Genomic DNA, 26,366 nt, shown 5'->3' on the forward strand with positions numbered 1-26,366 from the left:
AATTAACGTTCTCCGTCCGGCGAAGGCTTCGGCAAACCCCACGTCGGCGAGATGCGCCAGATCGCGAACGGCAGCGAATGCGGATTCAGGCGCACGTGCTGACGCCGGCCGCGCCACTCGAAACGCTCGCCCGTCATTTGGTCCTCGACGGCGATGGCGTCCCATTCGCGAACGCCCCAGCTCTCCAGCGTCTGCCACGGCAGTTCGATATCCGCGCCTTGCTCGTTGAACGGATCGAGATTGATCGCGACGAGCACGACGTTGTCGCGCGACGCGTTGGCCTTCTCGAAGAACAGAATGTGGTCGTTATGCGCGGGCAGGAAATTCACGCCGAGATGCGTCTGCAACGCGGGATTCGCGCGTCGAATGCGGTTGAGCGCCGTCACTTCCGCGACGATATTGCCGGGCCGGTTCCAGTCCCACGCCTTCAGCTGATACTTCTCGGAATCCAGATACTCTTCGCTATTCGGCAGCGCGGCGGACTCGCACAATTCGAAGCCGCTGTACACGCCCCACAGCCCGGAGAGCGTGGCGGCGAGCGCGGCGCGAATCACGAAGCCCGGACGCCCCGAGCTTTGCAGGAAGCGCGGATTGATGTCCGGCGTGTTGACGAAGAAGTTTGGCCGGAAGTAATCCTTCGCGTCCGTCTGCGTCAGGTCGTGCATGTATTCGAGGAAATCGCGCTTGGTCTCGCGCCACGTGAAGTACGTGTACGACTGCGAGAAACCGAGCTTCGCGAGCCGGTTCATCACGCGCGGCCGCGTGAACGCTTCGGCAAGGAACATCACATCCGGATGACGCGCGCGCACGTCGCCGATGACCCATTCCCAGAACGGGAACGGCTTCGTATGCGGATTATCGACGCGGAAGATACGCACGCCCGCCGCGATCCAGTGCAGGAACACGTCGCGCAATGCGAGCCATAGATCGGGCTTTGCGTCCTGCGCATAGAAGTCCGGATTCACGATGTCCTGATACTTCTTCGGCGGATTCTCCGCGTAGCGCAGCGTGCCGTCGGGCCGCCACGCGAACCACGTCGGATGCTCCTTCAGCCACGGATGATCCGGCGAGCACTGCACCGCGAAGTCCAGCGCGATTTCCAGCCCGTGTTCGTGCGCGGCTTCGAGCATGCGCTTGAAGTCGTCGAAGTTGCCGAGCTCGGGATGCACCGCATCGTGACCGCCTTCCTTCGCGCCGATCGCGTAGGGGCTGCCCACGTCGCCCGGTTCGGCCGTCAGCGAATTGTTCTTGCCCTTGCGATTGGCCATGCCGATGGGATGGATCGGCGGGAAATACAGCACGTCGAACCCCATCTCGCGAATGCGCGGCATCTTGCCGATCACGTCGATGAACGTGCCGTGACGGTTCTCGTCGTCGCTCATCGAGCGCGGGAAGATCTCGTACCAGCTTGCGAAGCGCGCCGCCGCGCGTTCGGAGTCGATGCGATACACGACCGGATCACGCGACAGGAACGGCCGGTGCCGCGCCGCCGCGACCGCCTTCGCCGTCGCGGCCGACAGCACCAGTTCGAGCTTGCGCTCGGGCTCGGCCTTCGTGAACTCCTTGACGATGGCTTCGAGCGGCGCGCTGTCCGAGTCCTCGACGGTCTTCACTTCGGCGAGAATCAGCGCGAACAGGTGCTTGGCTTCTTCGAGTTCGAGTTCGACCGTTTGCCCGGCCTTCAGCTTTTTCTGCATGTGATCGACGAGCGACGCGAAGTCGTCGCGCCACGCCATCACCACGAATTCGTGTCGTCCCACGCGTTCGAGCGGAATGCGCGCCGTCCACAGGTCGTTGCCGAGCGGAAGCACGAGCGACATCGGCGTTTCGTGCCACTCGGTTTCGTCCGCGGCGCGCCATTGCACCGCTGCCGCGATCTTGTCGTGACCTTCCGCGAAAATCGCGGCCTGAATCTCGACCGCCTCGCCGACGATGCGCTTGGCCGGAAAGCGCCCGTGATCGACCGAAGGCGTGACGCTCTCGATCGACACGCGCGGCGCGGTGATCGCTTCGTTCACGGACTTCTTGTCGGCGGTCTTCGCGCCGCGCTTCACTTGCGGCTGCGCAAGCAGAATGAACGGCTCGGCTTCGGCGCGGAAGAGGCGCACTTCGCCGGCTTTGAGCGACAGCGCCGCGAGACGCTCCGCCGGGGCGCTCGCGTCGCCGAGCGGCGCGAAACGCGTGTAGTTGCCGGGCACGCCTTCCAGCAGATGGCGCGTGTCCACCTGCACCGGCGCGACAAGATCGGGGTTGACCAGCACGAGCACCGCCGACGCGCTGTCGCGCAAGTCGCCGCCGGCGGCGCGAATCATCGCGGCGTACGGCGTGCCCGCGCCTGTCAGCGAGCGCAGTTCGCCGACATCGGAAAGCGTCGCGGTATCGCGCTGCAATCCGTTCGCGCGCTTGATCTGATCGCACAGGTCGATGCGCGCCTCGCTCTTCGCGCGCTGATACTCGGCTGCGACGCCGTACTGCTGCGACATCGGCAAGCCGACGCCGTATTCGAAGCCCATCGGCACGAGCAGGCCCGTGCCGAGCGCGGTGGCCGTGTAGAGCGCGCGGCGATACGCGCGTTCGACGAGCGCGGTGTCGCTCGTATCGCTCAGATCGGCGATCAGGCGCTTGCCGAACGGCTCCTCCGGAAACGAGACCGGCGGCGCGATGCGCGAGAGCGCTGCGTGCTCGTCCACGAGCCAGGCGCCCTTGAAGTCCCACCAGCGCGTCGAGGCGAAGACGGCATCGAACTCGGCATCGGCGAGCGCGCGCAAGTCATCGCGCGATACGCCGACGGTCCACGCGAGCCAGCGCGTCTCCGGATGCTTTTCCCGCACCGCGGCCCCGAGCCGCCGCCACACATGCGCCGGCACAGCATGCGGCGAGTCGAAGCGAAAGCCGCCGATGCCCGCATCCGCGATTACGCTCAGCTCGCGCGCCCACCACTGCGTCAGCTGATGCGCGGCTTCGCCATCGGCGAAATTGGCATAGGCCACGTCGCGCTGCTGCGGCGGACGGCGCGGATCGAGCCGCGCATCCGCGCTCTCGAACGGCTGAAACCAGTGCTTGTTGTCCTGATACAGACCGCCTTCCGCGCTCACGCGGTTGATCACGATATCGACGAGCAGCGTCAGGCCATGCGTTTTCGCTGCGTCGGCGAGCTGGCGCAGGCCGTCCGCGGCGCTCGCGTCGCATTCGAAGACAGGGTGCAGACGATGATGATCGGCGACGGCCTCGCGATGCCCGTTGCTGCCGGGCACGAACGGAGAGCCGATCAGGACATGATCGAAACCGAGCGCCGCCGCGTGCTCGAACTGGGCAGGCCAGTTGGCGAGCGGGCCGACGAGCAGGGGATCGATGAAATAAATACGGGGTGCGTACGCATGATGAGCTTGATGGTTTTCCATCGTTCGTCTTTTCCAGAGTCGTCCTGCGGTGGCGGGGATGCGGGCAACCAATCGCGATCACGCTCACGGGTCAAACTGGCTGAAGAGCCGGTCCGCACGTTACGCAGCATGGCACGCATCGCGCGTCGCGAACCGTGGGACACCGCCGCGCCGTCGAGCGGCGCAAGTCCCGGTCGCGTCTCGTGTGCACCATGCATCGAGCGCAGTTGCCGCCTGGTCGCGCTCGCCGGTGGGCGCCACGGTCCCAAATGGGATTTCCTGCGGGCATTGCACGGGCTTGGGAGCACGTTACGTGCCGCGCCCGGCGCAACAGCGACGCATTCGCTGCATCGCTGCTGTGCGCTCAGGCGGGCGGACGCGCGCGGCATGGGCTCGCGCGGTGGTCAGGCGGTCTTCGCGACAAGCGGCTTGCCGCTCTCGTGCGTGCGGTGGCCGAGCGCGTGGGCGTCGACATCGGCCGCGCGGCGCAGACGGACGGCGGTGCGGCTCGGGCGCAGGCCGGTGAGATCGCTGTAGAGCGCGACCATCTTCGCGACGGTTTCGCCCCAGCCGAAATCGCTCGACATCGCGTTGCGCTGCATCGCGCGCCAGACCGGCGGGCGCATATAGGCGTCGATGGCGCGGCTCGCGGCGGCGATCACGTCGTCGGGCGTTTCGCCGTCGAAGAGAAAGCCCGTCGGCGCGGGCGCCGTGTCGTGCGTGTCGTGCATCGCGATGGGCGCGTCATGCGTGCCGTCGCGGACATAGATCGTCTCGCGCGAGGCCAGTTCGGCGTGGTGTCCGGCATCGACGATGGTATCGGCGAGCCCGCCCACGCGCGAGGCCACGGGCAGCGTGCCGTAACGCATGGCGTACATCTGCGTGAGCCCGCACGGCTCGAAACGGCTGCCGTGCAGAAGAATGTCGGCGCCCGCGTGCAGCGCGTGCGCGCGGCGCTCGTCATAGCCGATATGGACGCCGACGCGATCCGGCCATTGCTGCGCGAGCTGCCGGAAACCGCGCTCGATGTATGCCTCGCCCTGACCGATCACGGCCAGTTGCAGACGAGGATGCTTTTCGAGCAGGCGCGGCAAGGCGTCGATCACGACGTCCGCGAGCTTCTGGCCGGTCATGCGGCTGCCGATCGCCATGAGCGGCGCGAAGGGATCGGCCGGCAGCCCGAACATGCGCTGAAGACGGCGCTTGCACGCGTGCTTGCCGCGCATGTCGTCGAAGGAATAGGCGCGCTCGATCAGCGGGTCAGTAGCCGGATTCCACACGTCTTCGTCGATGCCGTTCACCACGCCCGAGAGCTTGTCCGCGCAGCTTTGCAGCACGCCTTCCATCAGGTGCCCAAAGCGCGGCGTCAGGATCTCGCGCGCATACGTTTCACTGACGGTCGTCACGCGGTCGCTATGGACGATGCCGGCTTTCATGAGGCTCAGCGCGCCATAGAATTCGATGCTTTCCGGATTGCTGAACGCATGAACCAGCCATTTCGCCGGCACGCCGAGCGATGCGCCCAGCGACAGCGCGTAGTTGCCCTGAAACGCGAGGTTATGGATCGTGTAGACGCTTTTCGCCTGCACGCCCGCATCCTTCATCAGAAGCGGCGTGAGGCCGGCATGCCAGTCGTGCGCATGAACGATGTCAGGCTTCTTCACGCCGCGCACGCCTTGCGCAATGCGCACGGCGGCGGCCGAAAGCGTCGCGAAACGCACCGCGTTGTCCGGATAGTCGCGGCCCTGCGCATCCTGATAGAGCCCGGTGCGCGCATAAAGTGCATCGCAGCGCAGCAAAAGAACCGGGACGCCGGTGTCCGGCATGCGGGCGCGCAAGAGCGCGGCGTCGCCGCCCGGCAGGCCGCGCAAGGTGCACAGCTTGCTCACGCCTTCGGCCTGCGCGAGTGCTTTCGGGTAGGCGGGAAGAAGGATGGTGGCATCGACGCCTGCTGCGCGCAGGGCGGCGGCGTAGGCGCTGACCATATCGCCGAGGCCGCCCGTCTTGGCGAGCGGAACGGCCTCGGAGGCGACCAGCAGTACGTTCAAAGGCAAAATGGGCTCCTGTGCGGGCAGACGCGGACGATGACCATGCGCCTCGTTCACGTGCATCGACGTGCGTATTCGGGTGAAGAGGAAAAGGCCGGGCCGCGCGATCCTGGTGCTGATCGGGGTTTATTCTTAGTGCTGGCGCAGTGCAGCAATCTACGTGCCACTGCTCGGTGCGGTATGTGCGCTGGACCACGATCATTTCGGACTGATGCTCGACGAGGGTCTGCTCGCGCGCAGGCGGAAACGCTAAGCGCGCGAAGCCGTCGCGCATGTAAAACTGACAGCCGCGCGCGCCGCGTTTTTACATGACCCGTGTCGCCGGGCGTTTGCAGGGAGATTAAGGACGATGTGTGACAGGCGCGTTGCGCGCCGCGTCGGATGGGAGGGAGACGAATGATTCGGCGTCAGCCGCCGACGAGGCTCGCGGCGATGTTCACGGACAGGCCCAGCACCGCGAGGTTGAAGAAGAACGACAGGACAGATTGCGCGAGCGCGGTGCGTCGCGCACTTGTCGAGCACAGCACGACGTCGGAAGTCTGCGAGGCGACCGCGATGGTGAACGAGAAGTAGAGGAAATCCCAATAATCGGGTTTCAGATGCCGGTCGGGAAACTTGAGCGCCGCATCGCCTCGCGGCGAACGGTAGTAGTGCCGGGCATAGTGCAGCGTGAACATCGTGGGAATGAGGAACCAGGCGCCGAGCATCGTCGCGCCGGTCAGCAGATAGTTGGGAAACGCGCGAACGCCGAGGCTCTTCGCTGCGGCGAGTTCGACGACGATCGCCACGAGGCTCGCGATGGCCGCGAGGCTCACGATCACGAGCACGGCGGCGGCGTTCTCGTCTTCGCGTTCGGCGAGCGCCTGCACGTTGCTCTGGCGCGCGGTGCCCATCTGGAGCCAGATCAGCGCGAGATAGAGCCAGACAGCCGAGTCCCAGCCGATCAGCGCGCGGGCGGCCGGCCGCACGTGCGCCGGAACCAAAGCCGCGATGACGAAACCAACGAGCAGGCCGATCATGGCTCGCGGACGAGTGCGCAAAACGGGCGGGATAAGGTTCATCGCGTGGCAACGGCTCGAATGGATCGACGCAAGCGATTATCACTGACGCGCCTTACATGGACATGAGGACGACCGATGGCTGAACGTAAGCGCGTGTCTTTCGCGATGCGTCGAGGCATGCTGGCAGGCGCGGCGGCGTCGGCTGCCTTGGCTGTCGCGCCGTCGCGTGCAGCGCCTGCTGTCGCCGAAGACTTCGACACGTTCATCGCGGTCTCGATGAAGCTGACCGGCCGCGCCGCCTTCGATCCACTCGTCGCCGGGCGCGTTCACGCGGCGCTCCTTCGCGCCGATGCGAATTTCGCCGACAAGATGAAGCGGCTCGAACACTGGCTCGCGACGCACGGCGGCACGCCGAGCGACGTCGTCACCGCCGCGCTGCGGGCGACGCAGCCCGATCTCGCGAAGGCCGTCGGCAGCGTGGTGCGCGCGTGGTATCTGGGCGTCGTGGGCGAAGGCGAGCAGGCGGAGGTCGTTGCGTTCGAACGCGCACTGATGTTCGATCCCGTCCGCGACATGCTCACGGTTCCTTCGTACTGCCGCGGCGCGCCCGCCGACTGGGCGAAAAAGCCGTAGCCGGCATCCCGGCTCCCCAACGACAACGACAACGACAACGAAAACGACGAACAAAGGCGAAGCGCATGGCGGGATCGACAGCGGCGGACGTGGTCATCGTCGGGTCGGGGGTGGCGGGCAGTCTCGTCGCGTACCGGCTGGCGAAGGCGGGCGCGTCGGTGATCCTGCTCGAAGCGGGGCCGCGTCTCGCGCGCTGGCAGATCGTGGAGAACTTCCGCCGCGCGCCGGAGAAGCGCGATCTGTGCGCGCCGTATCCGCTCGTTCGCCACGCGCCGCGCCCTGATCCGGCGAATCCGGGCAGCTATCTCGTGAATCGCGGGGACAAGGCGTACGAACCGCAGTTTCTGCGGCTCGTCGGCGGCACGACGTGGCATTGGGCAGGCGCGGCGTGGCGTCTCTTGCCGGCGGACTTTCGGCTCCGCACGCTGCATGGCGTCGGCCGTGACTGGCCGTTTCCCTATGAAACGCTGGAACCGTGGTACGGGCAGGCCGAACGCGAGCTGGGCGTGGCCGGGCCGGACGTCGATCTCGGCTCGCCGCGCTCGACGCCGTATCCCATGCCGCCGTTGCCGCTCTCGTATCTGGATCAGCGGTTCGCGCAGGTGCTTGCGGCGCAGTCGATGCGCGCGGTGCCCGAGCCGATGGCGCGCAACAGCCGCGCGTACGACGCGCGGCCGCCGTGCTGTGGCGCGAACAGTTGCATGCCCGTGTGCCCGATCGGCGCGCTGTATCACGGCGGCACGCACGCCGACAAGGCCGAACGCGCCGGCGCGACGCTGATCGCTCAGGCGGTCGCGTATCGCATCGAAGCGAACGACAAGGGCGAAATCATCGCCATTCACTACAAAGACCCGAACGGCGCGAGCACGCGCGTGACCGGCAGGCGCTTCGTGATCGCGGCAAACGGCATCGAAACGCCGAAGCTCTTGCTGATGTCGGCGTCGGCGCGCTTTCCGAAGGGCATCGCAAATGCGTCGGATCAGGTCGGACGCAATCTGATGGACCATCCGGGTGTAGCCGTGAGCTTCCTTGCGAACGAGGCGCTCTGGCCGGGGCGCGGCCCGGTGGAGATGAGTTCGGTCGTCGATTTCCGTGACGGCCCATTCCGCGCGCAGCAGGCGGCGAAGAAGCTGCATCTGTCGAATGCATCGCCGACGCTCGTGGTCACGTCGAAGCTGATCGAAGCCGGGCTGACCGGCGGCGAGCTCGACCGGCAAATCCGCGAGCAGTCCGCGCGACGGCTGACGCTCGGCAGCTTTCACGAACAACTGGGGTCTCCGGACAATCGCGTGACGCTGTCCGCGCAGAAGGACGCGCTCGGTTTGCCGCGCCCGGAAATCCGCTACGCCATCGACGATTACGTTCGCCGCAGCGCCGCCGACACGCGGGCGGTCTTCGAGCGCATTGCCGGATGGTTCGGCGGCGAGCAGATCGAGCACGACGACGGTCTGGAGCCGAGCAGCCACATCATGGGCACGGCGATCATGGGACGAGACGCGAGCGATTCTGTCGTCGATGCCGACTGCCGCGCGCACGATCATCCGAATCTCTTCGTCGCGGGAAGCGCCGTGATGCCGGCGGGCGGCTCGGTCAACTGCACGCTGACGATTGCGGCGCTGGCGCTGCGGCTCGCGAGCGCCATCGAAGCGTCGCTGCGATGACGCGGCGGCGTTCGCTCGTCGTGACCGCGATGCTTGCGCTCGCGGTCACGTTCGGCCATCTCCCGGCGCAATCGCAACACGGCGAGACGGCCGCGCCCGCGCGGGCCGAGAGCGTCGCGCGGGGCGAATATCTGGTGCGCGCGGGCGGCTGCATGGCGTGCCACACGGCGGACCCGGCGCGGCCGTTCGCGGGCGGCCGCGCCATGCCGACGCGCTTCGGCACCTTCTACACGCCGAACATCACGAGCGACCGCGCGACCGGCATCGGCGCGTGGACCGACGCGCAGTTCGTCCGCGCGATGCGCGAGGGCATCGGCAGGAACGGCGAGCATCTGTATCCCGCGTTTCCCTACACGGCCTACACGCGGCTCTCCGACGCCGACGTGCTCGCCATGCGCGCCTATCTCGCGACCGTGCCGCCCGTGCGCTACACGCCGCCGCCGCACGCGCTGCGGTTTCCGTTCGGCTGGCGCTGGCTGATGGCCGCGTGGAACGCGTTCAACTTCACGCCGGGCCGGTTCGTGCCGGACCCGGCCAAGCGGGCGGAATGGAATCGCGGCGCGTATCTCGTCGAAGCCCTCGCGCATTGCGGACAGTGCCACACGCCGCGCAACGCGTTAGGCGGGTTGAAGGAGAGCGAGCGGCTCGGCGGCGCGTCGGTGGCGGGGTGGCGCGCGGGCAATCTGACGCCCGATCGGGTGGCGGGCATCGGCGCATGGCGCGACGACGAGTTGCTGCGCTACCTGGCGAGCGGCGCTGCGCCGGGGCGCGCGTACGCGATCGGACCGATGGCGGAGGTCGTCGCGAACAGCACGCAGTTTCTGACCGATGACGATCTTCGGGCGATGATTGCTTATCTTCGCTCGATGCCGGTTGTCGCCGGGCAGAGCGGCATGCGTTCGCGATGGAGCTTTGGCGCGGCGGGGCAGGCTGACATCACGACGCTGGACGCGGTGGGCGCGTTTGGGGGCGACGGCGGGAGAGGGCGGGCTGCGGGGATCGGTTCGGAGCGTGGCAGCGTGAGCACTGCAGAAACGCCGGGCACCGCGACGGAGCCTGGCCGCGACAGCAAGAGCACTGCGAAATCGCCAGCGACCGAGCTTGCTCTTGAAGACGCGCGCACAGGGAAAACGCCGGACACCGCGACGGAACTTGGCCGCGACAGCGTGAGCACCGCCAAAACGTCGGCCGACGCGACGGAATCTGGCCGCGACAGCAAGAGCATTGCGAAATCGCCAGCGACCGAGCTTGCTCTTGAAGACGAACGCACCGCAAAAGCGCCAGCCACCGCGACGGAACTTGGCCGCGACAGCGTGAACACCGCGAAAACGCCGGCCGCCGCGACTGGCATTGCTCGCGACGGCGCGAGCACCGTTAAAACGCCAGCCACTGCGACGGATTGTGGCCGCGGCAGCAAGAGCACTGCGAGATCGCCAGCGACCGAGCTTGCTTGTGACGACCCGCGCACAGCCAAAACGCCGGACACCGCGACGGAGCTCGGCCGCGACAGCGTGAACACCGCGAAGACGCCGGCCATCCCGATGGAGTCTGCCCGCCAGAGCGCGAGCACCGCAAAAGCGCCGGACACCGCGACGGAACTTGGCCGCGACAGCGTGAACACCGAAAAGGCGCCTGCCATCCCGCTGGAGCCTGCTCCCGACACCGGGAGCAACGAGACAAAAAAAGCCATCGCGACGGAATCTAGCCACGACAGCGCAAACACCGCGAAGACGCCGACCGCCTCAACGCATCCCGCCCGCGACAACGCAAGCACCGCGAAAACGCCGGCCCCCGCAACGAACGCCGACCGCGTCAGCCCAGACGCCCGAAAGAAGCCGCAACACGCCACCCAAGCCGACCCCGGCGCAGCCAACGCCGCCCATCCCCGAGGCGCCCGGCTCTACGCCGCCGCCTGCGCAAGTTGCCACGGCGTCTCGGGCGAGGGCGCGGGCGGCGCGTTCCCGTCGCTCGTCCACGACGGCGTGACTGCCGCGTTCGGCTCCATGGACACGAGCAACCTCGTCCTCGTGATCTTGCACGGCGTGAATCGTGAAACCCGCGCTGCGCCCGTGCTGATGCCGGCGTTCGGCGCGTCGTTATCTGATGAGGACGTCGCGGCGCTCGCCAATTACGTGACGCACCAGTTCGGCGACCCTCGCGCGACGACGCGGGCCGAAGATGTCGCGCGGCTGCGCTCGATCGCGCAATAATAGGGCTCGCTCACTTCGCTTCCTGTCGAGAGTCAATGAAGCGGGGCAGCGAACCAACAGCGAACCAACAGCGAACCAGCTTGCGAAACGCCGCCCGCCGACGCTCCGAAATCCGCAGCGAAAGCGACCCAACACGCACACGTTCCATTGTCCCGGCGCTAAGATCGACGCATGAATGATCCGACCTATTCCGCCGTCTGCAGGCATCCCGCCAACGATATCGGCCGCGACTTCGTCGTCGGCGATCTGCATGGCTGCGTCGATGCGCTGCGCTATCTTCTGCGCGAGATCGGTTTCGACGGCTCGCGCGACCGCCTTTTTTCGGTCGGCGATCTGGTCGACCGCGGCACGGATTCGCTCGCGGCCGTCGAGCTCATCGACAAGCCGTGGTTCTATCCGGTGCTCGGCAATCACGAGGATTCGCTGATCGCGGTGGCGGCGGGCCAGATGCGCCGTCAGTCGTGGTACGCCATCGGCGGCGCGTGGGCCGAGACGCTTCCCGACGACCAACTCGCCGCCCTCGCCACCCGGCTCTCGACGCTGCCGCTCGTACGCGTCGTGGGCGAAGGCGCGCGGCGCTTCAACGTGCTGCACGCGGAATTCTTCGGCAGCGACGCCGATCTGGATGCAGCCGAGTTCTCGGACGACACGCGCAGCCAGATGCTTTGGGGTCGCAGCCTCGCGCTCGGCAACGCGGAACCGTCGCGCCAGCGCGGGCTGTCGCCGACCTATTGCGGCCACACGCCAATGCGCGCAGTGCGGCAGATCGGCTCGCAGATTTATATCGATACCGGCGCGTTCGCTGCGGAAGGACGGCTGACCATCGTGGAAGTCGGCAGCGACGAAATCTGGTCGGTCAAGGAACGCTGGGCGGCGTCGGAAGGAGCGCGCGAACTCGCTTTGCCTTGAGCGTCGCGTTCAAGATTAGCGCGCGGCACGGCCGTTGCTCGCAGTCTGGCCACAAACCAAAAGCAACGAGTCGAGGCACGCAGTGGCGAGAATCGGAAGCAACGCTGGACAAAACGCCGCACGCAGCGGCGGCAACGGGGTCGGGGACGATCCGCGCGGCGCACAGAACGTTCTTGCGCAGTCGCTCGCGGAAGAACTCCCGCCCGGCCTGCGTTACGTGGACGATTCCCGTCGGGGCTACACGCGCGAATGGATCGACGGCGCGTTCGTCTACTTCAACACGCAAGGCAAGCGCATAGAGGACGAAGCCGAAATCCGGCGCATCAACGCGCTCGCCATTCCGCCCGCTTACGTCGATGTCTGGATCTGCCCGGACTCGCGCGGCCATTTGCAGGCGACGGGGCGCGACGCGCGCGGCCGCAAGCAGTATCGGTATCACCCGCAATGGCGGGAAACGCGCGACGCCAACAAGTACGAACGCATGCTCGCGTTCGGCGCGGTGCTGCCGAAGGTGCGCGCCCGCGTGTCGCGCGATCTCACGCTCGACGGCATGCCTCGCGACAAGGTGCTCGCCACGGTCGTCCGCTTGCTCGATACGACGCTCATCCGCATCGGCAGCGAGGAATATGCGCGAGAAAACCGCTCTTACGGACTGACGACGCTGAGAAAGCGCCACCTGAAGGTGTCGTCGGGGACGCTGCGCTTCAAGTTTCGCGGCAAGAGCGGCATCGAGCACGACGTTGCCGTGAGCGATGCGCGCGTTGCCCGCATCGTCAAGCGCTGCATGGATTTACCGGGACAAGACCTCTTTCAGTATCTCGATGCCGACGGCGAGCGGCACTCGGTCAGTTCGTCCGACATCAACGATTATCTGCGCGAGATCACCGGCGCGGATTTCACCGCTAAGGATTACCGCACGTGGGCAGGCAGCGTGTTCGCGCTGGCGGCGCTGCGCAAGCTCCAGTGGGAGACGGTGACGGAAGCGCGCAAGCATGTGGTCGGCACGATCAAGGAAGTGTCGCAACTGCTGCGCAATACGCCGGCGGTGTGCCGCAAGTGCTACGTGCATCCGGCCGTGATCGAGGCGTTCGAGGCGGGCGCACTCGCCGAGGCCTTGCCGGCGTCGCGGCGGCACGGGCTCAAGACGGACGAGGCCGCGCTCGTCATCTTTTTGGAGAAGGACGCGAAGCGCCGCGCCCGCGAGGCGGCCCGCGCGAACCGCAAGGGCGCAGCGGCGAGCGACGCGCGGCTCACCGGGCTGCTCGCGGAATCGAGCAAGAAGGCGCGCGCAGGCGCGCTGAAGGGGAGCGCGAAGGACGCGGCGGCGCAGGCGCTTCAGACGGTGGCGCGCAAGACGTCGCCGAAAGCCGCGCGGCCCGCGACGAAGAAGCTGTCGCGCACGCGCAGTTCGACGGCCGTCGCAATCAACTAGCCCGAAGCTAGCCGACCTGGTTCAGCTCGAACACGCAATCGATTGCGCGACCGTTCCAGTTGTATTCGAGATACGCGGCGTGATGACAGTCGCGCAAGAGCGTCGTGCGCAGCGCGGCGAGACATTCGCCTTGCGGATCGCGCACCGACGGATAAACGATGCCCGGCGCGCCCGCCGCCCGCACCGCCCGGCCGAGCGCCATGCCGGGCGCGTAATCGTCCGGCGCGAGAATCTGCGGATCGAGCCCCGCCCGCGCAAGGCGATCGCCCCTCACATCCACGACTTCGCCGCGCGCCGTCACGCGATACAGCCGCATTTGCTGACGCAGCGGCGCTTCCTTCGTCGCGGCGAGAAAGAGGCCGGCGTGATAGCGCGTCTCGGCAATCGCGGTTTGCCGGTCGCGGGCGCAATAGAACACGCCGTAGCTGCCGTCCGAGAAACGGCTGCCGTTCGGGTTCAGATGCGTGAAGGCCGCCATGATTGGGCCGCAGCCGGGCCCGAAACAACGTTCTTCCGGCGGCACGAGATCGAGTTCGCCGACTTCGGTGCGCAGGCGGTCGTTGGTCATGGCTTCGAGCGCATACAGCGCGTCGAAATCTTGCGGCGATGCGACCCGGTCGAAGAGATTCACGGCGGGAAAGCGAGTCGGTATCACGCGAAACGCCGGCGACCAATCCAGTTCGGTGTGCGGCCAGCGGTCCCGCCAGTTCGATACAGCCTGAGTGCCCGTCACGCCCAGCCGCCCCGCATTGCGTCGAGATATTGCCGGACGGCGACGAGATCGCTGACATTGCCCGCGAGCATGCGTTCGAGCGCGGGCCGTCCGCCGAATGCGGGCGCGGTGTTCGGGCGCTTGACCCAGGTGTCGGCGGCTTGAGGATCGGGCAAGAGGATTTGCAGCGCCTTGTAGATGCCGAGAATCAGCGACAGGCGTTCGAGCGTGTCGCGCCCGACGCGCGCGGCTTGCGGCGCATTCTTCCACTTGAAGAAGGTCGACCGCCCGGGTTTGCCCAGCAGGACGATTTGCTCGTCGGCTGAGAGGGACCACGCTTCCGCGATCCTGAAAAAGGCGCGCAGGCCGGCAGCGGACAGGTCGCCGAGATCCGGCGCGGGACGCGGCGCCGGTTGGCCGGCCGCCGACGATGCGGCGCGTGCGGCATGGGGCATGTCGTTAAGTCTCCAAAGGAACCTTTAACGCATGTTAGTCCATATAGAGATTTATACAAGCTAAATCTAGCTTTCACGCGCCGCTCATGCGGTCAATCATCGTCGTCGGCCGGACCATAGCAACGGCCTGGCGTGTGAGATTGAAGCGCATCCGCGATATCGGACGGCGTGCAATCGGCCCGCAGGACGCGCCGCTGCACGCGCGGGTCGCTCTTGAGCGTCCATTCGACGGTACGATACGGCTCGCCCCAAGGCGGCTCGATGGGCGCGGACAGGCGGCAGCGGCTCAACTGGAGCGCCGTGTGGCGGCGCATGGCGCGGGCGAGGTTGGCGAAAGGGCGCGCGGCGGGGTTGGCGGACATGGCACATTCCTCACGTGGATGCCCGGCTGTCGGCGGCCGGGCGTGAATCGCGCATCGAGTGTGTGCGCCGACAATTAAGCCCGGCTTAATCCGTAATCCGTTGCGAGCGAGATGCGGCGAACGCCGCTCACCGCGCGTTCTGCAATGCGCCGCTTGTACGGTCAATAGTCGCTTCGGCATTTTCGCCACGGGGCGCATCGCCTGTTTGCCGGCCCGCCGCATTACTGTATATTCGTACAGCTTGTCTGCAACAAGGAGCTTGCCGATGATCTCTCGCAACGATTCGCTCGAAGCTGCCGCGCTCGAACGCTTCATGCGCGCAAGCCGCGCCGTGAACGCCGCCTTCGACGCCACGCGAGGCGAGCCGCAGTTCGAGGAGGGCACGCAATCCGTCGCGCGTTCGCTCGCACGCCTCGACGCCGCGCTACGCGAACTGGAAACCTCCGAACGCTCGCTCGACGCGATTCTGTCGCGCAGCGCGCGTCAGGGTCACTGAGTGACAACCAATACTCAACCGATGGAGCGCAACGAATTGAAACTCGCATTCCTGACGATGGCTTTCGTACTCGGAACGTCGCCGGTGATGGCGGCGCAGCGGTACACGGAAGTCTGGAATCCGCCGGAAGCGAAGTCGCAATCGGCGACGAGCAAGGCGAAGACGCACGCCGCATCGCGAACAGCCGCAAAGAAGAAAGCCCGAAGCGGGGCGGCGGTCAAGCAGATTGCAGACAAAGCTGCCATCGAGGCACCGACGGTCGCGCCGCGCGCGAAGGCGGCGTCGCCCCGGCAGACGGAGCCTGTCATTCCACGCAAGATCGAGCCGAATGGCCAGGTCATGCGGGTTTGAGCCGCGGGTTACAGCATAAAAAGAAGGGCGCTCCGTCGAGCGCCCTTCTTTTTTCCAGCGAAGCGGCGGACGCTTGGGGGCGCCCGCCCGGTGTCATATACGGCCCATCAACAACAAAACGATCACCACGATCAACACGACGCCGAGAATTCCGCTGGGTCCGTAGCCCCAGCTTCGGCTGTGTGGCCAAGACGGAATAGCGCCGATCAACAGCAGAATCAGGATGATGAGCAGGATGGTTCCGATCGTCATTTGACTTCTCCTTATAAAAGACCGCGCGACCATCCGGCTCGACGTGCACCTCCCAACCCACTACACGTCTTAGCGCAGCGGCATCAAAGCCGCTGGCCGTCCGGCGTTGCGATCGACAAGGAGCGGGAAGCAAGGCCCGTGCCGACATGGGCGCGGGCGCGGCAGCAAGGCGCCGCACGCGTGCGCGAGGCCGCGTGCGGCGATGCTGATTGTCAAAATGAAAGACGGGGTAGCGGCGCGCGCAAAATTTTCAAAGCGAAAAGCGCGCGCCCGGCTATGCGTCAGAAGAGTCCGCGGAACGCCCAGAAGAGCGCGCCGGCAAGCGCGATCGAAACCGGCAGCGTGAGCAGCCACGCGAGCGCAAGACTGCGCACGGTTCGCCACTGCAGACCGGAGCCGTTGGCGGCCATCGTGCCCGCGACACCGGAAGACAGCACGTGCGTCGTGCTCACGGGCAGGCCGTAGACGTCGGCGGCGCCGATGGTCAGCATCGCGACGAGTTCCGCCGACGCGCCTTGCCCATACGTCAGATGCGTCTTGCCGATGCGTTCGCCCACCGTCACGACGATGCGCTTCCAGCCGACCATCGTCCCCAGCCCGAGCGCCACGGCGACCGCTACTTTTACCCACGTCGGAATGAACTTCGTCGCGTGATCGAGTTGATGCTTGTAGTTGTCGAGCACGGCGACGTCGGCGGGCGCGAACGCGGGCGACTTCTGCTTCTCCATCACTCGTAGGGCCTCGGACGCGATGTACATCTCGTTTCGCACGTTGCGGACGTTGCCTTGCGGCACGGAAGCGATCGTCTCGCTGGGGCGGATCTGCGATTCGATCGAGCCGATCAGCGCCTGCAACGAGGCGATGGTGTCGGGCGCGAGCGTCTTCGTCTGCACGAACTTCTCCACCTGCGCGCGCGCGTCCGGCGCCGGGGACGCGCCGCCGCTATACCGCTGGAGCACCTCGGTCGCGCTGTGGCTCACCGCGAGAAACGTCTGCGTCTCGGCCGGCGTGACTGCCTTGTTGAGCGCGTAGGCCGTCGGCACCGTGCCTATCAAGATCAGCATGATGAGGCCCATGCCTTTCTGGCCGTCGTTGGAGCCGTGGGCGAACGACACGCCGGTACACGTCAGGATCAGCAGACAGCGAATCCAGAAAGGCGGCGGCGTGTTCTTCTTCGGCTCCTGGTACAGCTCCGGCACGCGCACGACGAGCTTCAGCACGTACAGCAAAAAGCCCGCGAGCACGAAACCGACAAGCGGCGAAAACAGCAGCGACTTACCGACCGACACTGCCTGGCTCCAGTCGACGCCCGACGTGTCGTTGCTTCCGTGCAGCATCTGATTCATGAGGCCGACGCCGATGACCGAGCCGATCAGCGTATGCGAACTCGACGACGGCAGGCCGAGCGCCCACGTGCCGAGATTCCAGATGATCGCCGCGATCAGCAGCGCGAAGACCATCGCAAAGCCCTGCGAACTGCCGACGCCGATGATCAGTTCAACCGGCAGCAACTGAAGGATGCCGAACGCGACTGCGCCGCTCGAAATCAGCACGCCGATGAAGTTCCACGCGCCGGACCACACGACCGCCAGATTGGGCGTCAACGAGTGCGTGTAGATGACGGTCGCGACGGCGTTGGCCGTGTCGTGAAAGCCGTTGACGAACTCGAAGCCGAGCGCGATGACGAGCGCGACGCCGAGCAGAAGGTAAGGAAACACCGACGATTCGCGCACCGGCGCGAGATCCTCGAACAGGTGCAGGATGCAATACACGACGCCCGCTCCGATGGCGAGCAGAAACACCAGAAACGCGAAGCGTTGCCCTGGCGTGCGGCCTTGCGTTTGGGGAAAGACAACCTGGTTCATGGCGCGTCCTTGAGGCGAGGAACTCCGGCAATGTCGAAGCAATAGGCCGGCGAAGGGAAAAGGTCATGTTTCATGGTGCATGTGTCGATTTCATGACTCTCGGAACAATTCCCATTTCCTCTTATGTGTGCCGCCATCGGGCGTGAAAGCATCGCTGGCGCTGAGGGCGTCGATATAATTCGGCGGCACGTTTCGCGCATTTCCTCACTCGAGAGTCGACCGATGCCCAAGGAAACACCGCCCGCCGTCCCCGAACCGCTCGAGTTCGGCGGCTCGGTCTGGGTTAAGAGCGGTGGCGAAACGCTCGGCGGCGCGGGGCGCATCGCGCTGCTGGCAGCGATTCGCGATACCGGATCGATCACCTCGGCCGCGAAACGCGTCGGCATGAGCTACAAGGCGGCGTGGGACGCGGTGGATACGATGAACAACCTCGCGGGCGAGCCGCTCGTGGCCAGCGCGACCGGCGGCCGGGGCGGCGGCGGAACCAGACTGACTGCGTCGGCGCTGCGGCTCATCGACACCTATCACGCGGTGGAGCGCGAGCATCGCAAGTTTCTTGAACACGTGGGCGAGGCCATCGAAGGCTTCGACCGCGATTGGCGGCTTATCGGGAGATTGGGGATGAGAACGAGTGCGCGGAACCAGTTGGCGGGCAAGATCACGAAAATCACGCGCGGCGCCGTGAACGACGAAGTGGAACTCGGCTTGCCGGGCGGTCAGACCATCGTCGCGGTGGTTACCCATGAGAGCACGGAGGCGCTCGGCTTGCAGCAGGGCAGCGACGCGTTCGCGCTCATCAAGGCGTCGTGGGTCATGCTGATGGAGGACGGGCCCGCGAAGCTGTCCGCGCGCAACCAGTTGCGTGGGACCATTGCCAGCGTGACGCGCGGCGCGGTCAACGCCGAAGTGACGCTCTCGCTCGACGAGTCGACGACCGTCACTGCGATCATCACGAATCAGAGCGCACAGGCGCTTGGGCTGGCGGAGGGCCAGAAGGCTGTCGCCGTCGTGAAGGCGTCGAGCGTCATCATTGGCGTCAACGACTGACGCGGTTTCTGTTGCTTCACGCGGCTGCGGGCTCGCGCGGCGCGTGCGAGTCGGCGCGCCGGTCCGGCACGCGATAGATCTTCGCCTTCCAGCGCGCCCGAACGTACGGGCGCTCGTGGCCCGATAACCCGAGCGCAATCTCCGTGATCCAGTGCTGCGTCGGCACCGGCACGCCATGCAGCGCCACGACGACCGCGCCGAGGCTTGCCACGACCGGCGCGGGCGATAGCTTGCCGGCTTCCGCTTTCCACGCGATGCTCACGAACGCGATTGCAACCGCGCCGCCGAGCGCGCAACCCGCGACGACTTCCGATACCGAATGCGCGTTGACGACCACGCGCGACCCGCCGATCAGGGCGCCCAGCAGCAGACCCACGCCAACGCCGCCCGCGCGCAACGGGCCGCGTGCCGGCAGCAGCGCGACGAAGAGCGCCACGGGGAGCACCGCCGTCGCCATGAAGGCGTGGCCGCTGATGCCCGTGAAGTCGATATTGCGCACGCCGATTCCCCAGCCGATAAACGCGATCTTGCTCAAAGCGACGCATGCGCTGCCCGCGCCGAGGAGCGCGAGCCATTCCAGCGTGTACTTCCAGCGATAACCGAGCGCGAGCCACGCCGCAGCGGCGAGCCCGACGGGCAGCATGACGCCGACGCTGCCGAGCGCGGTGATGCTCAACCAGAGCGAAACGGGAATTTCAACGTTCATCGAGGGCGATAGGAATAGCAGTTGCTGCACTGCGGCAGGCACGGGATCGGAAAGCCGTTGCGAGCAGAAGTATACCGGTTGGGAAGAAGACGAAAGGTTCGCTGGCGGACGATCGACAACCTGGCACATTAGACAGTATTTGCAGGCTTTTGTCGCCAAGTGGTGCGAATGACGCGACCGTTGCAGGCACAGCAGTCAGCGAATCGTTCCATTTAATGGTATTGTGCACTGCAACACGACGCAGCCAACCGCGCGTCATCTGAAACACGCTTTAGGAGAACCAGCCAAATGTCAAAGAGCCTTACCAAACTCTGGTTGCGTGGCTTGAGACGCCTGGTCGCTGTCCAAGTCGAAAGCATTCGCCCGCCCAAGGCGCGCCCGGCTGCGAAGCCCGCGCGTTCCAAGACCGTCCGGTCCAAGTTCAAATCGGGCGCCGCCGCGAAGGCCGCGGCTTTCGCCCCCGCTGCCCGCCGCCCTGAAACGGGCGAATCCCGCGTGCGGCCGCGTGCGTCCGCATGGGCGCGCGGCAAATGGGATCGCTCGTACCATTCTGCCCCGCCGACCGCCGGCCGCTTCGTCAACCATCTTTCCTACGCGTTGTATGTGCCGCCGAGAACCGGCCTCGGCCGCCTGCCTGTCGTCGTGATGCTCCACGGCTGCAAGCAAAGCGCCGACGACTTCGCGCAGGGCACGCGAATGAATCTCCTCGCGGACAAATACGGCTTCGCGGTGCTGTACCCGGAGCAGTCGAAGCATGACCATCCGCATCGCTGCTGGCGCTGGTACGACGATTCCAGCAGCGGTGGCGGCGGCGAGGCGGCGTCCGTCGTATCGCTGATTCGCGCGACGGTTGCCGAGCACCATTTCGATCCTGAACGCGTCTACCTTGCGGGCATGTCGGCGGGCGCGGGACTGGCCGCACTGCTCGCGCTCCGGTATCCCGATTTGTTCGCTGCGGTTGGGCTGCATTCGGGCGTCGTTTTCGGCGAGGCGAACTCGGCGATCGGCGCGATGGACGTCATGCGCCGCGCAAGCCGCACCGACCCGGTGACGCTGATCGACGCCGCGCTCGACGTGGGCGACTACCCGGGCATGCCGGCGGTCATCATTCACGGCGAACTGGATTCGGTGGTGTCCGCCGAGAACGCCGAGCAACTGACGCAGCAGTTCCTTCGGCTGAACGGCTTCATCGACGCGGCCGGCAAGCCGCGCGCGGGCGAAGTACGGGAGGAAACGCATTCCGATGGCGTCGTGCGCGACTATTTCAAGAACGGGCGGCGCGTGGTCAAGACGTCGATCGTGCGCGGGCTCGGCCATGCGTGGTCGGGCGGCGACGACACCGTGGCCTTCCATTCGTCCAAAGGGCCCGATTCGTCTGCTGTGCTGTGGGAGTTCTTCAAGCATCAGCGCCGCTCCAGCGAGGCCGCGCGCGCGGCGTTCGTCGCCTGAACGCGCGGCTGTGTTTCAGGTGTTGCAATTTCGTCTTTAGTATCAGCGTTCTAGCGGTAAATGCTGGCGTTGGCTCAGGGAATACCCTATAATCACGCTTATAGGTAGTTACCCCAGTATCCAGCGAGGCCAATCATGTTCCTGCTTTCCCGTATTTTCCTGTTCCTGACCAAGACCGCTGAAGAGCGTGACCGCGAGCGTGACGACGCGTACCTCGCTGAAGCCACCGACATCTACGATCTCGAATATCGCATGAAGAAGTTGGACCAGCGTGCCGCAGCCCGTCATCCGTCGTGGATGGCGAACTGAGTCGGCCTCGGCGCGAGCTTGAGTCGATGTGAAAAAGCCGGCAGTCAGCCGGCTTTTTTGTTACCTACTCGCTGCATGCACGCGGCACCGTCAGCCCCCAGAAGCGCCAGACGTGTTCGGCAGGTCCGGCGCGTCCGGCGTCTGCACGCCGAAGCAGCCGCGATACGTCGCGTAGAAAGAGCAGTACAGCGCGGTGGTCACGAGAATCGACGCCGGCATCAGCACCGCGAACGCCATCTCCTGCCCGACGCCGAGGGCTTGCATCAGCGCCGTGAGGCCGAAGGAGATCGCGAGCGCCACCGCCATCCATAGGACGCCGTACAGGATGAACGCGCCGCGATTGCGCCAGCAGGAAACGAGGCTGAAGAACAGCGCCTTCGCTGTCGGAACTTCGTGCCATGCAATCAGAATCGGCGAGAACCAGAAAAGCATGGCGACCGGCAGGTAACACGCCATGGCCACCAGCACGGCCAGCGGACTGAAGCCGGCCGCGACGGTCTCCGGCTCGCTGGACGGCGCGTTGCCCATCATCAGGTTGAGAAGCGCGCCGCCATCCACGAGGGCGGAGATGCCGAAAATCGCCGCCATCGCGACGACATAAAGCGCGCCCAGCACCAGCAAGCGGCGCGCGACAACGCTTCCGTACGAGCGGAATCCGTCGACGAGGATGGTCGGCCAGACGGGCTTGCCCGCGATGGTGTTTCTGCACGCGGCCATGAAACCCACGGCGACGCCGGGAATGAACAAGAGCGGCAGCAACGGACCGACGAGCGGCACGCGCGAAATCAGCGTCATCACGAACAAATAGGCGAAGAACACCGTGAGGAACGCGAACGGGTTGCGGCGGAAGAGCCAGATGCCCTGGCGAAACCACACGTAGCCGGTTTTGGCGGGAACTTCGATCAGTCGCATGGGGAGTCGCTGAATTACCGTTGGGCGGAAGAGGACGCGGCTTGGACGCGCTCGCGCAGAATGCGCTCGAAATGGCCGGGATCGTGCGGCTTTAGCATCTGCGCTTCGCGCGGACGATGAAAGTCATAGAGCCGCGACACCCAGAAGCGCATGGCGCCCGCGCGCAGCATGTCGTTCCAGTGGCGTTCCTCGGCCGGCGTGAAAGGACGCACGGTTTGATAGGCGCGCAAAAGCGCATCGACGCGGGCCGCTTCGAGCGCGCCGGTCGCCAGGTCGACGCACCAGTCGTTTACGGTCACGGCCACGTCGAACAGCCACTTGTCGACGCCCGCGAAATAGAAATCGAAGAAGCCGCCGAGCCGCGCGTGCTGCCGCCCGTGCGCGAAGAGCACGTTGTCGCGAAAGAGGTCGCAATGGCACGCGCCGGCGGGCAGCGCGGCGTAGTCGGCCGAGGCGAAAAAGGCGGTCTGATGCGCGAGTTCGGATTCGATCAGTTCGCGCTGGCTGTTGCTCAGAAAATCGATGACAGCCGGCACATTCTCCTGCCACCACGGCAGGCTGCGCAGATTCGGCTGATGCCGCGGGAAGTCGCGCCCCGCGAGATGCATGCGCGCGAGCATGTTGCCGACTTCGATGCAGTGCGCGGGCGTCGGCGCCAGTTCGGGCGCGCCTTCGAGCTTCGTGACGATGGCGGCCGGCTTGCCGCGCAACATGCCGAAGAGCGAGCCGTCGCTGCGCGGCATCGGATCGGGAACCGGCACGCGATGCGAGGCGAGATGCCGCATCAGATCCAGATAGAACGGAAGCTGCGTGGCCGTCAGATTCTCGAAGATCGTCAGCACGTATTCGCCGTGCGTGGTCGTGAGGAAGAAGTTGCTGTTTTCGATGCCCGATTGGATGCCGCGAAATTCGACGACATCGCCGAGATCGTAGTGTTGCAGCCAGTCGCCGAGCTCGGCGTCAGAGACGGGAGTGAATACGGCCATGCAGGAAACGTCGGTCTGGTTGATTGGCCCGCGCGGGGCCGAATGACGAAGCCCGCTCACGGAGAGCGGGCTCGAAGCTATCTTACTTGACTCAATAACGCAGATTCACGGACGGCAGGCGCGTGCTTGCGCGGCCGTTGTCGCGCACTTGCGGCGACGTATCCGCGGGCGCGCTCATCTGATAATGCGTGCCGAAATTCGAGTGGACGTTGATTTCGACAGGCTTGCCCTTGTCGCGGTATTCGGTTATTTCGGTTCCGTTGGGGCTCAATTCGTGAAAGCTCGGCGTGCGCGGCGGCGAAATCTCGACCTTGGAGCTGACGTTGGCGGGCGGCCGGTTGATGGCCTTGAGATCCGGAAGACCTGCGGCTTCTTCCGCCGACAGAGTGTGCTGAGCCGGTTGCTCCGCCGGCGGGTTCGCGTTGGATATCGGCTGCGCGAAGGCGCCAACGCTTGCGGCGGCGAGGACTGCCGCCGTGGCGACAGAAAGAAGCGGCTTCATGATAATTCTCCAGGGATGGCCGGATTCTAACAAACCCTATCGAAGCGTAACGGCCCGCGTTGCCCGGCGCGTGTTCGGCTTATCGGAAGGCGCGCGGTAGGGGCTTCATGGTCCGCACTTTCTTCCGTGTTAATGTCGTTTCATCGACAGGGCATTGAAGCACACGCACACAAAACCATGACAAACGACCGCACTCAAACCACTCAAGGCACGCCGGCCAACGATTTTCCGACCGAATCCTTCGATGACCCGGTCGCCGCCGTCACGCGCCTTTCCGCCATTTACGAAGCGAACACCGCATTCCTGCGCGACGCCTTCGCGCGATACCGGCGCAACGAGCAGTTCACGCATCGGGTGCGCGCGTGTTATCCGTTCGTGCGAGTGCGAACGGAGCTGAACACGCACATCGACTCGCGCCGGTCGTACGGCTTCGTCGCGGGGCCGGGCATCTTCGAGACGACGCTCACGCGGCCCGACCTCTTCGGCGACTACTACCGCGAGCAATTGCGGCTGCTCACGAAGAATCATCACGTGGGCATCGAAGTGGGCGTATCGGCGCAGCCCATTCCGATTCATTTCGCGTTTGCGGAAGGCATTCACCTCGAAGGCGATCTCGACCGCGACCGCCTGCTCGCGATGCGCAATGTCTTCGATACGCCGGACCTCGCGCTGCTCGACGACCGCATCGTCAACGGCACGTACGAGCCGGGACCGGGCGAGCCGCATCCGCTTGCGCTGTTCACGGCGGCGCGCGTGGATTTCTCGCTGCATCGGCTGCGCCATTACACGGCGACGTCGCCGACGCACTTTCAGAATTACGTGCTGTACACGAACTATCAGTTCTATATCGACGAATTCGTGAAGCTGGGACGCACGCTGATGTCGCGCGCCGATGACGAAGAGACGCGCGCGTATCGCAGCGAATATTCGTCGTTCGTCGAGCCGGGCGATGTCATCACGTACAACGCGAATCTCGGCGAGCAGCCGGACGAAGGCACCGCGCTGGCGCGTTTGCCGCAGATGCCCGCCTATCACCTGAAGCGGGCGGACGGCAGCGGCATCACGATGGTCAATATCGGCGTGGGACCGTCGAACGCGAAGACGATCACGGATCACATCGCGGTGCTGCGTCCGCATGCGTGGGTCATGCTCGGCCATTGCGCGGGCCTGCGCAACACGCAGCGTCTCGGCGATTACGTACTCGCGCATGGCTATGTGCGCGAAGATCACGTGCTTGATGCCGATCTGCCGCTATGGGTGCCCGTGCCCGCGCTCGCGGAAGTGCAGGTCGCGCTCGAAAAAGCGGTGGCGCAGGTGACGCAACTGGAAGGTGTCGAGCTGAAGCGCGTCATGCGCACCGGGACGGTCGCGAGTGTCGATAACCGCAACTGGGAACTGCGCGATCATCGCGAGCCGGTGCAGCGGTTGTCGCAAAGCCGGGCGATCGCGCTCGATATGGAAAGCGCGACCATCGCCGCGAACGGCTTCCGCTTTCGCGTGCCGTACGGGACGTTGCTATGTGTATCGGACAAGCCGCTGCACGGTGAACTGAAGCTGCCGGGGATGGCGGACCAGTTTTATCGCGCGCAGGTGGATCAGCACTTGCAGATCGGCGTGAAAGCGATGGAACTGCTGCGGATGAACGGCTTGTCGAGGCTGCACTCGCGCAAGCTGCGCAGTTTTGCGGAGGTGGCGTTTCAGTGACGCATGTTCGAAGCGGGCGGCGTAAGATCGCCGCCCGCAATGACGTTGCTTATTGCTGCGGGCGCGGCGCGCTCAACAAGCGCGTGTAGTTCATCCAGCCGGTGACGGGTGCGTCCGTGCCGTGGGAGGGTGTGCAGCCGGTTTGCTGATCCAGTTCTTCAGGCGTGCAGTACGCGCCTTCATACGTCACCCGAACCCACGGCGTGTTCGCTCCCGACGACTCGGTGACGTTCCGAATCGTGGATGTATCGGCGCTTACCTTTGAGTCCTTTGGAACGATCAGCAGCGCTGCGCAAGTCGAGCCGGGACACGAACGCAAATTCATGTCGATGCCGCCAAGCCACATGTCGATGATGCCGCGGTCGCTCGAAGCGACGGGCGCAGGTGCCGATTCTGTCGGCTGACTTGGCGCCGGGGACGACGCCCGCGCGACGCTGAGCCGGCTGATTCTGTTGAGATCGTCGTTGCTGATGCGGCGCACGAAGCCGAGCACATCCTGTTGTCCGTCACTGCCCGTCATCGTCAGGTTGTAAGCCGTGTGGTCCGCGTTCCACTTCTTGCGGAGCGTGAGGATCTCCTCCTTGCGATTAACGACAGTGTTGACGTTCACGGTCTCCTCGCCAGGATCGACATCACCCAGCGTCACCGCTAACGGTGTGTCGCCCTGGAGGATTTGCAAGCGGTTGTCGGAGTATTGAATCGTCGTAAGTCCGATTGCGGACGACGAGCTCCACACGCCGGATACGTCCTTCAGGAGAGCGAGTTTCGCGTTCTGCGCGGTGGCGGACGGAGCGACGGCTAGCGTATTGGCCTCCTTCTCGCAACCAGCGATTAGCGAGACGGCCATTGCCGTCGCGACGGTCAGATGGAGTGTTCGATACAGCGCTTGCTTCATGCTTGCTCCAGGCTTGCCACTGGGGGCAAATGACGGCGGCTCTTCGATCAGACGCCATCCGGAAGAGCCGAGACTATTAATGGAAGCCG

General features: G+C 65.5%; 24 protein-coding genes. 11 read left to right on the forward strand and 13 right to left on the reverse strand.

The genetic code is table 11. The features are described 5' to 3' along the window. Positions 1–2 precede the first annotated feature (2 nt). The 3 genes from NCR37_RS13860 to NCR37_RS13870 form a co-directional block, all read right to left on the reverse strand. On the reverse strand, positions 3–3,401 hold the full coding sequence (locus NCR37_RS13860; RefSeq protein ID WP_250473469.1) for a maltotransferase domain-containing protein: 3,399 nt from the start codon (positions 3,399–3,401) through the stop codon (positions 3–5). 383 nt (positions 3,402–3,784) lie between these two features. Further along, the gene (glgA, locus tag NCR37_RS13865; protein ID WP_250473470.1) at positions 3,785–5,434 is read right to left on the reverse strand and encodes a glycogen synthase GlgA; all 1,650 of its coding nucleotides are present in this window, start codon (positions 5,432–5,434) and stop codon (positions 3,785–3,787) included. Between the two features lie 401 nt (positions 5,435–5,835). Further along, positions 5,836–6,489, reverse strand: a complete 654-nt coding sequence (locus tag NCR37_RS13870) for a DUF1345 domain-containing protein (protein WP_250473471.1) — start codon at positions 6,487–6,489, stop codon at positions 5,836–5,838. A gap of 75 nt (positions 6,490–6,564) precedes the next feature. Here NCR37_RS13870 and NCR37_RS13875 point away from each other — a divergent pair, with 75 nt between their 5' ends. From NCR37_RS13875 to NCR37_RS13895, 5 genes are all read left to right on the forward strand, one after another. After that, on the forward strand, positions 6,565–7,062 hold the full coding sequence (locus NCR37_RS13875) for a sugar dehydrogenase complex small subunit (protein ID WP_250473472.1): 498 nt from the start codon (positions 6,565–6,567) through the stop codon (positions 7,060–7,062). Between the two features lie 65 nt (positions 7,063–7,127). Beyond that, positions 7,128–8,723, forward strand: coding sequence for a GMC family oxidoreductase (locus NCR37_RS13880; RefSeq protein ID WP_250473473.1), 1,596 nt, complete (start codon positions 7,128–7,130; stop codon positions 8,721–8,723). Continuing rightward, on the forward strand, positions 8,720–10,933 hold the full coding sequence (locus NCR37_RS13885) for a c-type cytochrome (RefSeq protein WP_250473474.1): 2,214 nt from the start codon (positions 8,720–8,722) through the stop codon (positions 10,931–10,933). The genes NCR37_RS13880 and NCR37_RS13885 overlap by 4 nt, the downstream gene beginning before the upstream one ends. 171 nt (positions 10,934–11,104) lie before the next feature. Next, positions 11,105–11,842: a metallophosphoesterase gene (locus NCR37_RS13890; RefSeq protein WP_250473475.1), complete on the forward strand. Its 738-nt coding sequence runs from the start codon at positions 11,105–11,107 to the stop codon at positions 11,840–11,842. Positions 11,843–11,924: 82 nt separating this feature from the next. Next, positions 11,925–13,274, forward strand: a complete 1,350-nt coding sequence (locus NCR37_RS13895; protein ID WP_502800527.1) for a DNA topoisomerase IB — start codon at positions 11,925–11,927, stop codon at positions 13,272–13,274. 7 nt (positions 13,275–13,281) lie between these two features. Here NCR37_RS13895 and NCR37_RS13900 read toward each other — a convergent pair whose 3' ends face one another. The 3 genes from NCR37_RS13900 to NCR37_RS13910 all read right to left on the reverse strand — a co-directional run bounded on the left by NCR37_RS13900 (position 13,282) and on the right by NCR37_RS13910 (position 14,803). After that, a complete protein-coding gene (locus NCR37_RS13900) occupies positions 13,282–14,007 on the reverse strand; it encodes an RES family NAD+ phosphorylase (RefSeq protein ID WP_250473476.1) in 726 nt (241 codons plus the stop codon). Beyond that, positions 14,004–14,441, reverse strand: coding sequence for an MbcA/ParS/Xre antitoxin family protein (locus NCR37_RS13905; protein ID WP_250473477.1), 438 nt, complete (start codon positions 14,439–14,441; stop codon positions 14,004–14,006). Before NCR37_RS13905 ends, NCR37_RS13900 begins: the two co-directional genes overlap by 4 nt. A gap of 92 nt (positions 14,442–14,533) precedes the next feature. Beyond that, a complete protein-coding gene (locus NCR37_RS13910) occupies positions 14,534–14,803 on the reverse strand; it encodes a DUF2866 domain-containing protein (RefSeq protein ID WP_250473478.1) in 270 nt (89 codons plus the stop codon). A gap of 265 nt (positions 14,804–15,068) precedes the next feature. On the opposite strand from NCR37_RS13910, the gene NCR37_RS13915 reads away from it, so the two are divergent. Both NCR37_RS13915 and NCR37_RS13920 read left to right on the forward strand, forming a co-directional pair. Then, a complete protein-coding gene (locus NCR37_RS13915) occupies positions 15,069–15,299 on the forward strand; it encodes a hypothetical protein (protein WP_250473479.1) in 231 nt (76 codons plus the stop codon). Positions 15,300–15,335: 36 nt separating this feature from the next. Continuing rightward, a complete protein-coding gene (locus tag NCR37_RS13920; RefSeq protein ID WP_250473480.1) occupies positions 15,336–15,650 on the forward strand; it encodes a hypothetical protein in 315 nt (104 codons plus the stop codon). Positions 15,651–15,743: 93 nt separating this feature from the next. On the opposite strand, the gene NCR37_RS13925 is transcribed toward NCR37_RS13920, so the two are convergent. Both NCR37_RS13925 and NCR37_RS13930 read right to left on the reverse strand, forming a co-directional pair. Beyond that, entirely contained in the window at positions 15,744–15,902 is a 159-nt protein-coding gene (locus tag NCR37_RS13925) for a DUF3309 family protein (protein WP_040050372.1), read from the reverse strand. Between the two features lie 281 nt (positions 15,903–16,183). After that, positions 16,184–17,767 (reverse strand): inorganic phosphate transporter, encoded by a 1,584-nt coding sequence (locus tag NCR37_RS13930; RefSeq protein ID WP_250473481.1) that lies wholly within the window; start codon positions 17,765–17,767, stop codon positions 16,184–16,186. Positions 17,768–17,989: 222 nt separating this feature from the next. Between NCR37_RS13930 and NCR37_RS13935 the strand changes: the two genes are divergently transcribed. After that, positions 17,990–18,814 (forward strand): TOBE domain-containing protein, encoded by an 825-nt coding sequence (locus NCR37_RS13935; RefSeq protein ID WP_250473482.1) that lies wholly within the window; start codon positions 17,990–17,992, stop codon positions 18,812–18,814. 16 nt (positions 18,815–18,830) lie between these two features. Here NCR37_RS13935 and NCR37_RS13940 read toward each other — a convergent pair whose 3' ends face one another. Continuing rightward, positions 18,831–19,520, reverse strand: coding sequence for a phosphatase PAP2 family protein (locus tag NCR37_RS13940; RefSeq protein WP_250473483.1), 690 nt, complete (start codon positions 19,518–19,520; stop codon positions 18,831–18,833). A gap of 288 nt (positions 19,521–19,808) precedes the next feature. On the opposite strand from NCR37_RS13940, the gene NCR37_RS13945 reads away from it, so the two are divergent. Beyond that, complete coding sequence (locus NCR37_RS13945) at positions 19,809–20,969, forward strand: extracellular catalytic domain type 1 short-chain-length polyhydroxyalkanoate depolymerase (RefSeq protein ID WP_250473484.1); 1,161 nt, start codon at positions 19,809–19,811, stop codon at positions 20,967–20,969. A 135-nt stretch (positions 20,970–21,104) separates the two neighbouring features. After that, positions 21,105–21,278: a DUF3563 family protein gene (locus NCR37_RS13950; protein ID WP_175940956.1), complete on the forward strand. Its 174-nt coding sequence runs from the start codon at positions 21,105–21,107 to the stop codon at positions 21,276–21,278. Positions 21,279–21,368: 90 nt separating this feature from the next. Here the strand turns inward: NCR37_RS13950 and NCR37_RS13955 are convergent, their stop codons facing one another. The 3 genes from NCR37_RS13955 to NCR37_RS13965 all read right to left on the reverse strand — a co-directional run bounded on the left by NCR37_RS13955 (position 21,369) and on the right by NCR37_RS13965 (position 23,678). After that, on the reverse strand, positions 21,369–22,190 hold the full coding sequence (locus tag NCR37_RS13955) for a BPSS1780 family membrane protein (RefSeq protein ID WP_250473485.1): 822 nt from the start codon (positions 22,188–22,190) through the stop codon (positions 21,369–21,371). 14 nt (positions 22,191–22,204) lie between these two features. Beyond that, positions 22,205–23,176 carry a homoserine kinase gene (locus NCR37_RS13960; protein WP_250473486.1) on the reverse strand — a complete coding sequence of 324 codons (972 nt, stop codon included), beginning with the start codon at positions 23,174–23,176 and terminating at the stop codon, positions 22,205–22,207. A 91-nt stretch (positions 23,177–23,267) separates the two neighbouring features. Then, positions 23,268–23,678, reverse strand: coding sequence for a hypothetical protein (locus NCR37_RS13965; RefSeq protein ID WP_250473487.1), 411 nt, complete (start codon positions 23,676–23,678; stop codon positions 23,268–23,270). Between the two features lie 177 nt (positions 23,679–23,855). Here NCR37_RS13965 and NCR37_RS13970 point away from each other — a divergent pair, with 177 nt between their 5' ends. Then, the gene (locus NCR37_RS13970; RefSeq protein WP_206469192.1) at positions 23,856–25,382 is read left to right on the forward strand and encodes an AMP nucleosidase; all 1,527 of its coding nucleotides are present in this window, start codon (positions 23,856–23,858) and stop codon (positions 25,380–25,382) included. Between the two features lie 49 nt (positions 25,383–25,431). On the opposite strand, the gene NCR37_RS13975 is transcribed toward NCR37_RS13970, so the two are convergent. Beyond that, positions 25,432–26,277 carry a hypothetical protein gene (locus tag NCR37_RS13975; protein ID WP_250473488.1) on the reverse strand — a complete coding sequence of 282 codons (846 nt, stop codon included), beginning with the start codon at positions 26,275–26,277 and terminating at the stop codon, positions 25,432–25,434. Positions 26,278–26,366: the final 89 nt, after the last annotated feature.

This window comes from Caballeronia sp. GAFFF1, assembly GCF_023630705.1.
In the GTDB taxonomy this organism is placed as follows: domain Bacteria; phylum Pseudomonadota; class Gammaproteobacteria; order Burkholderiales; family Burkholderiaceae; genus Caballeronia.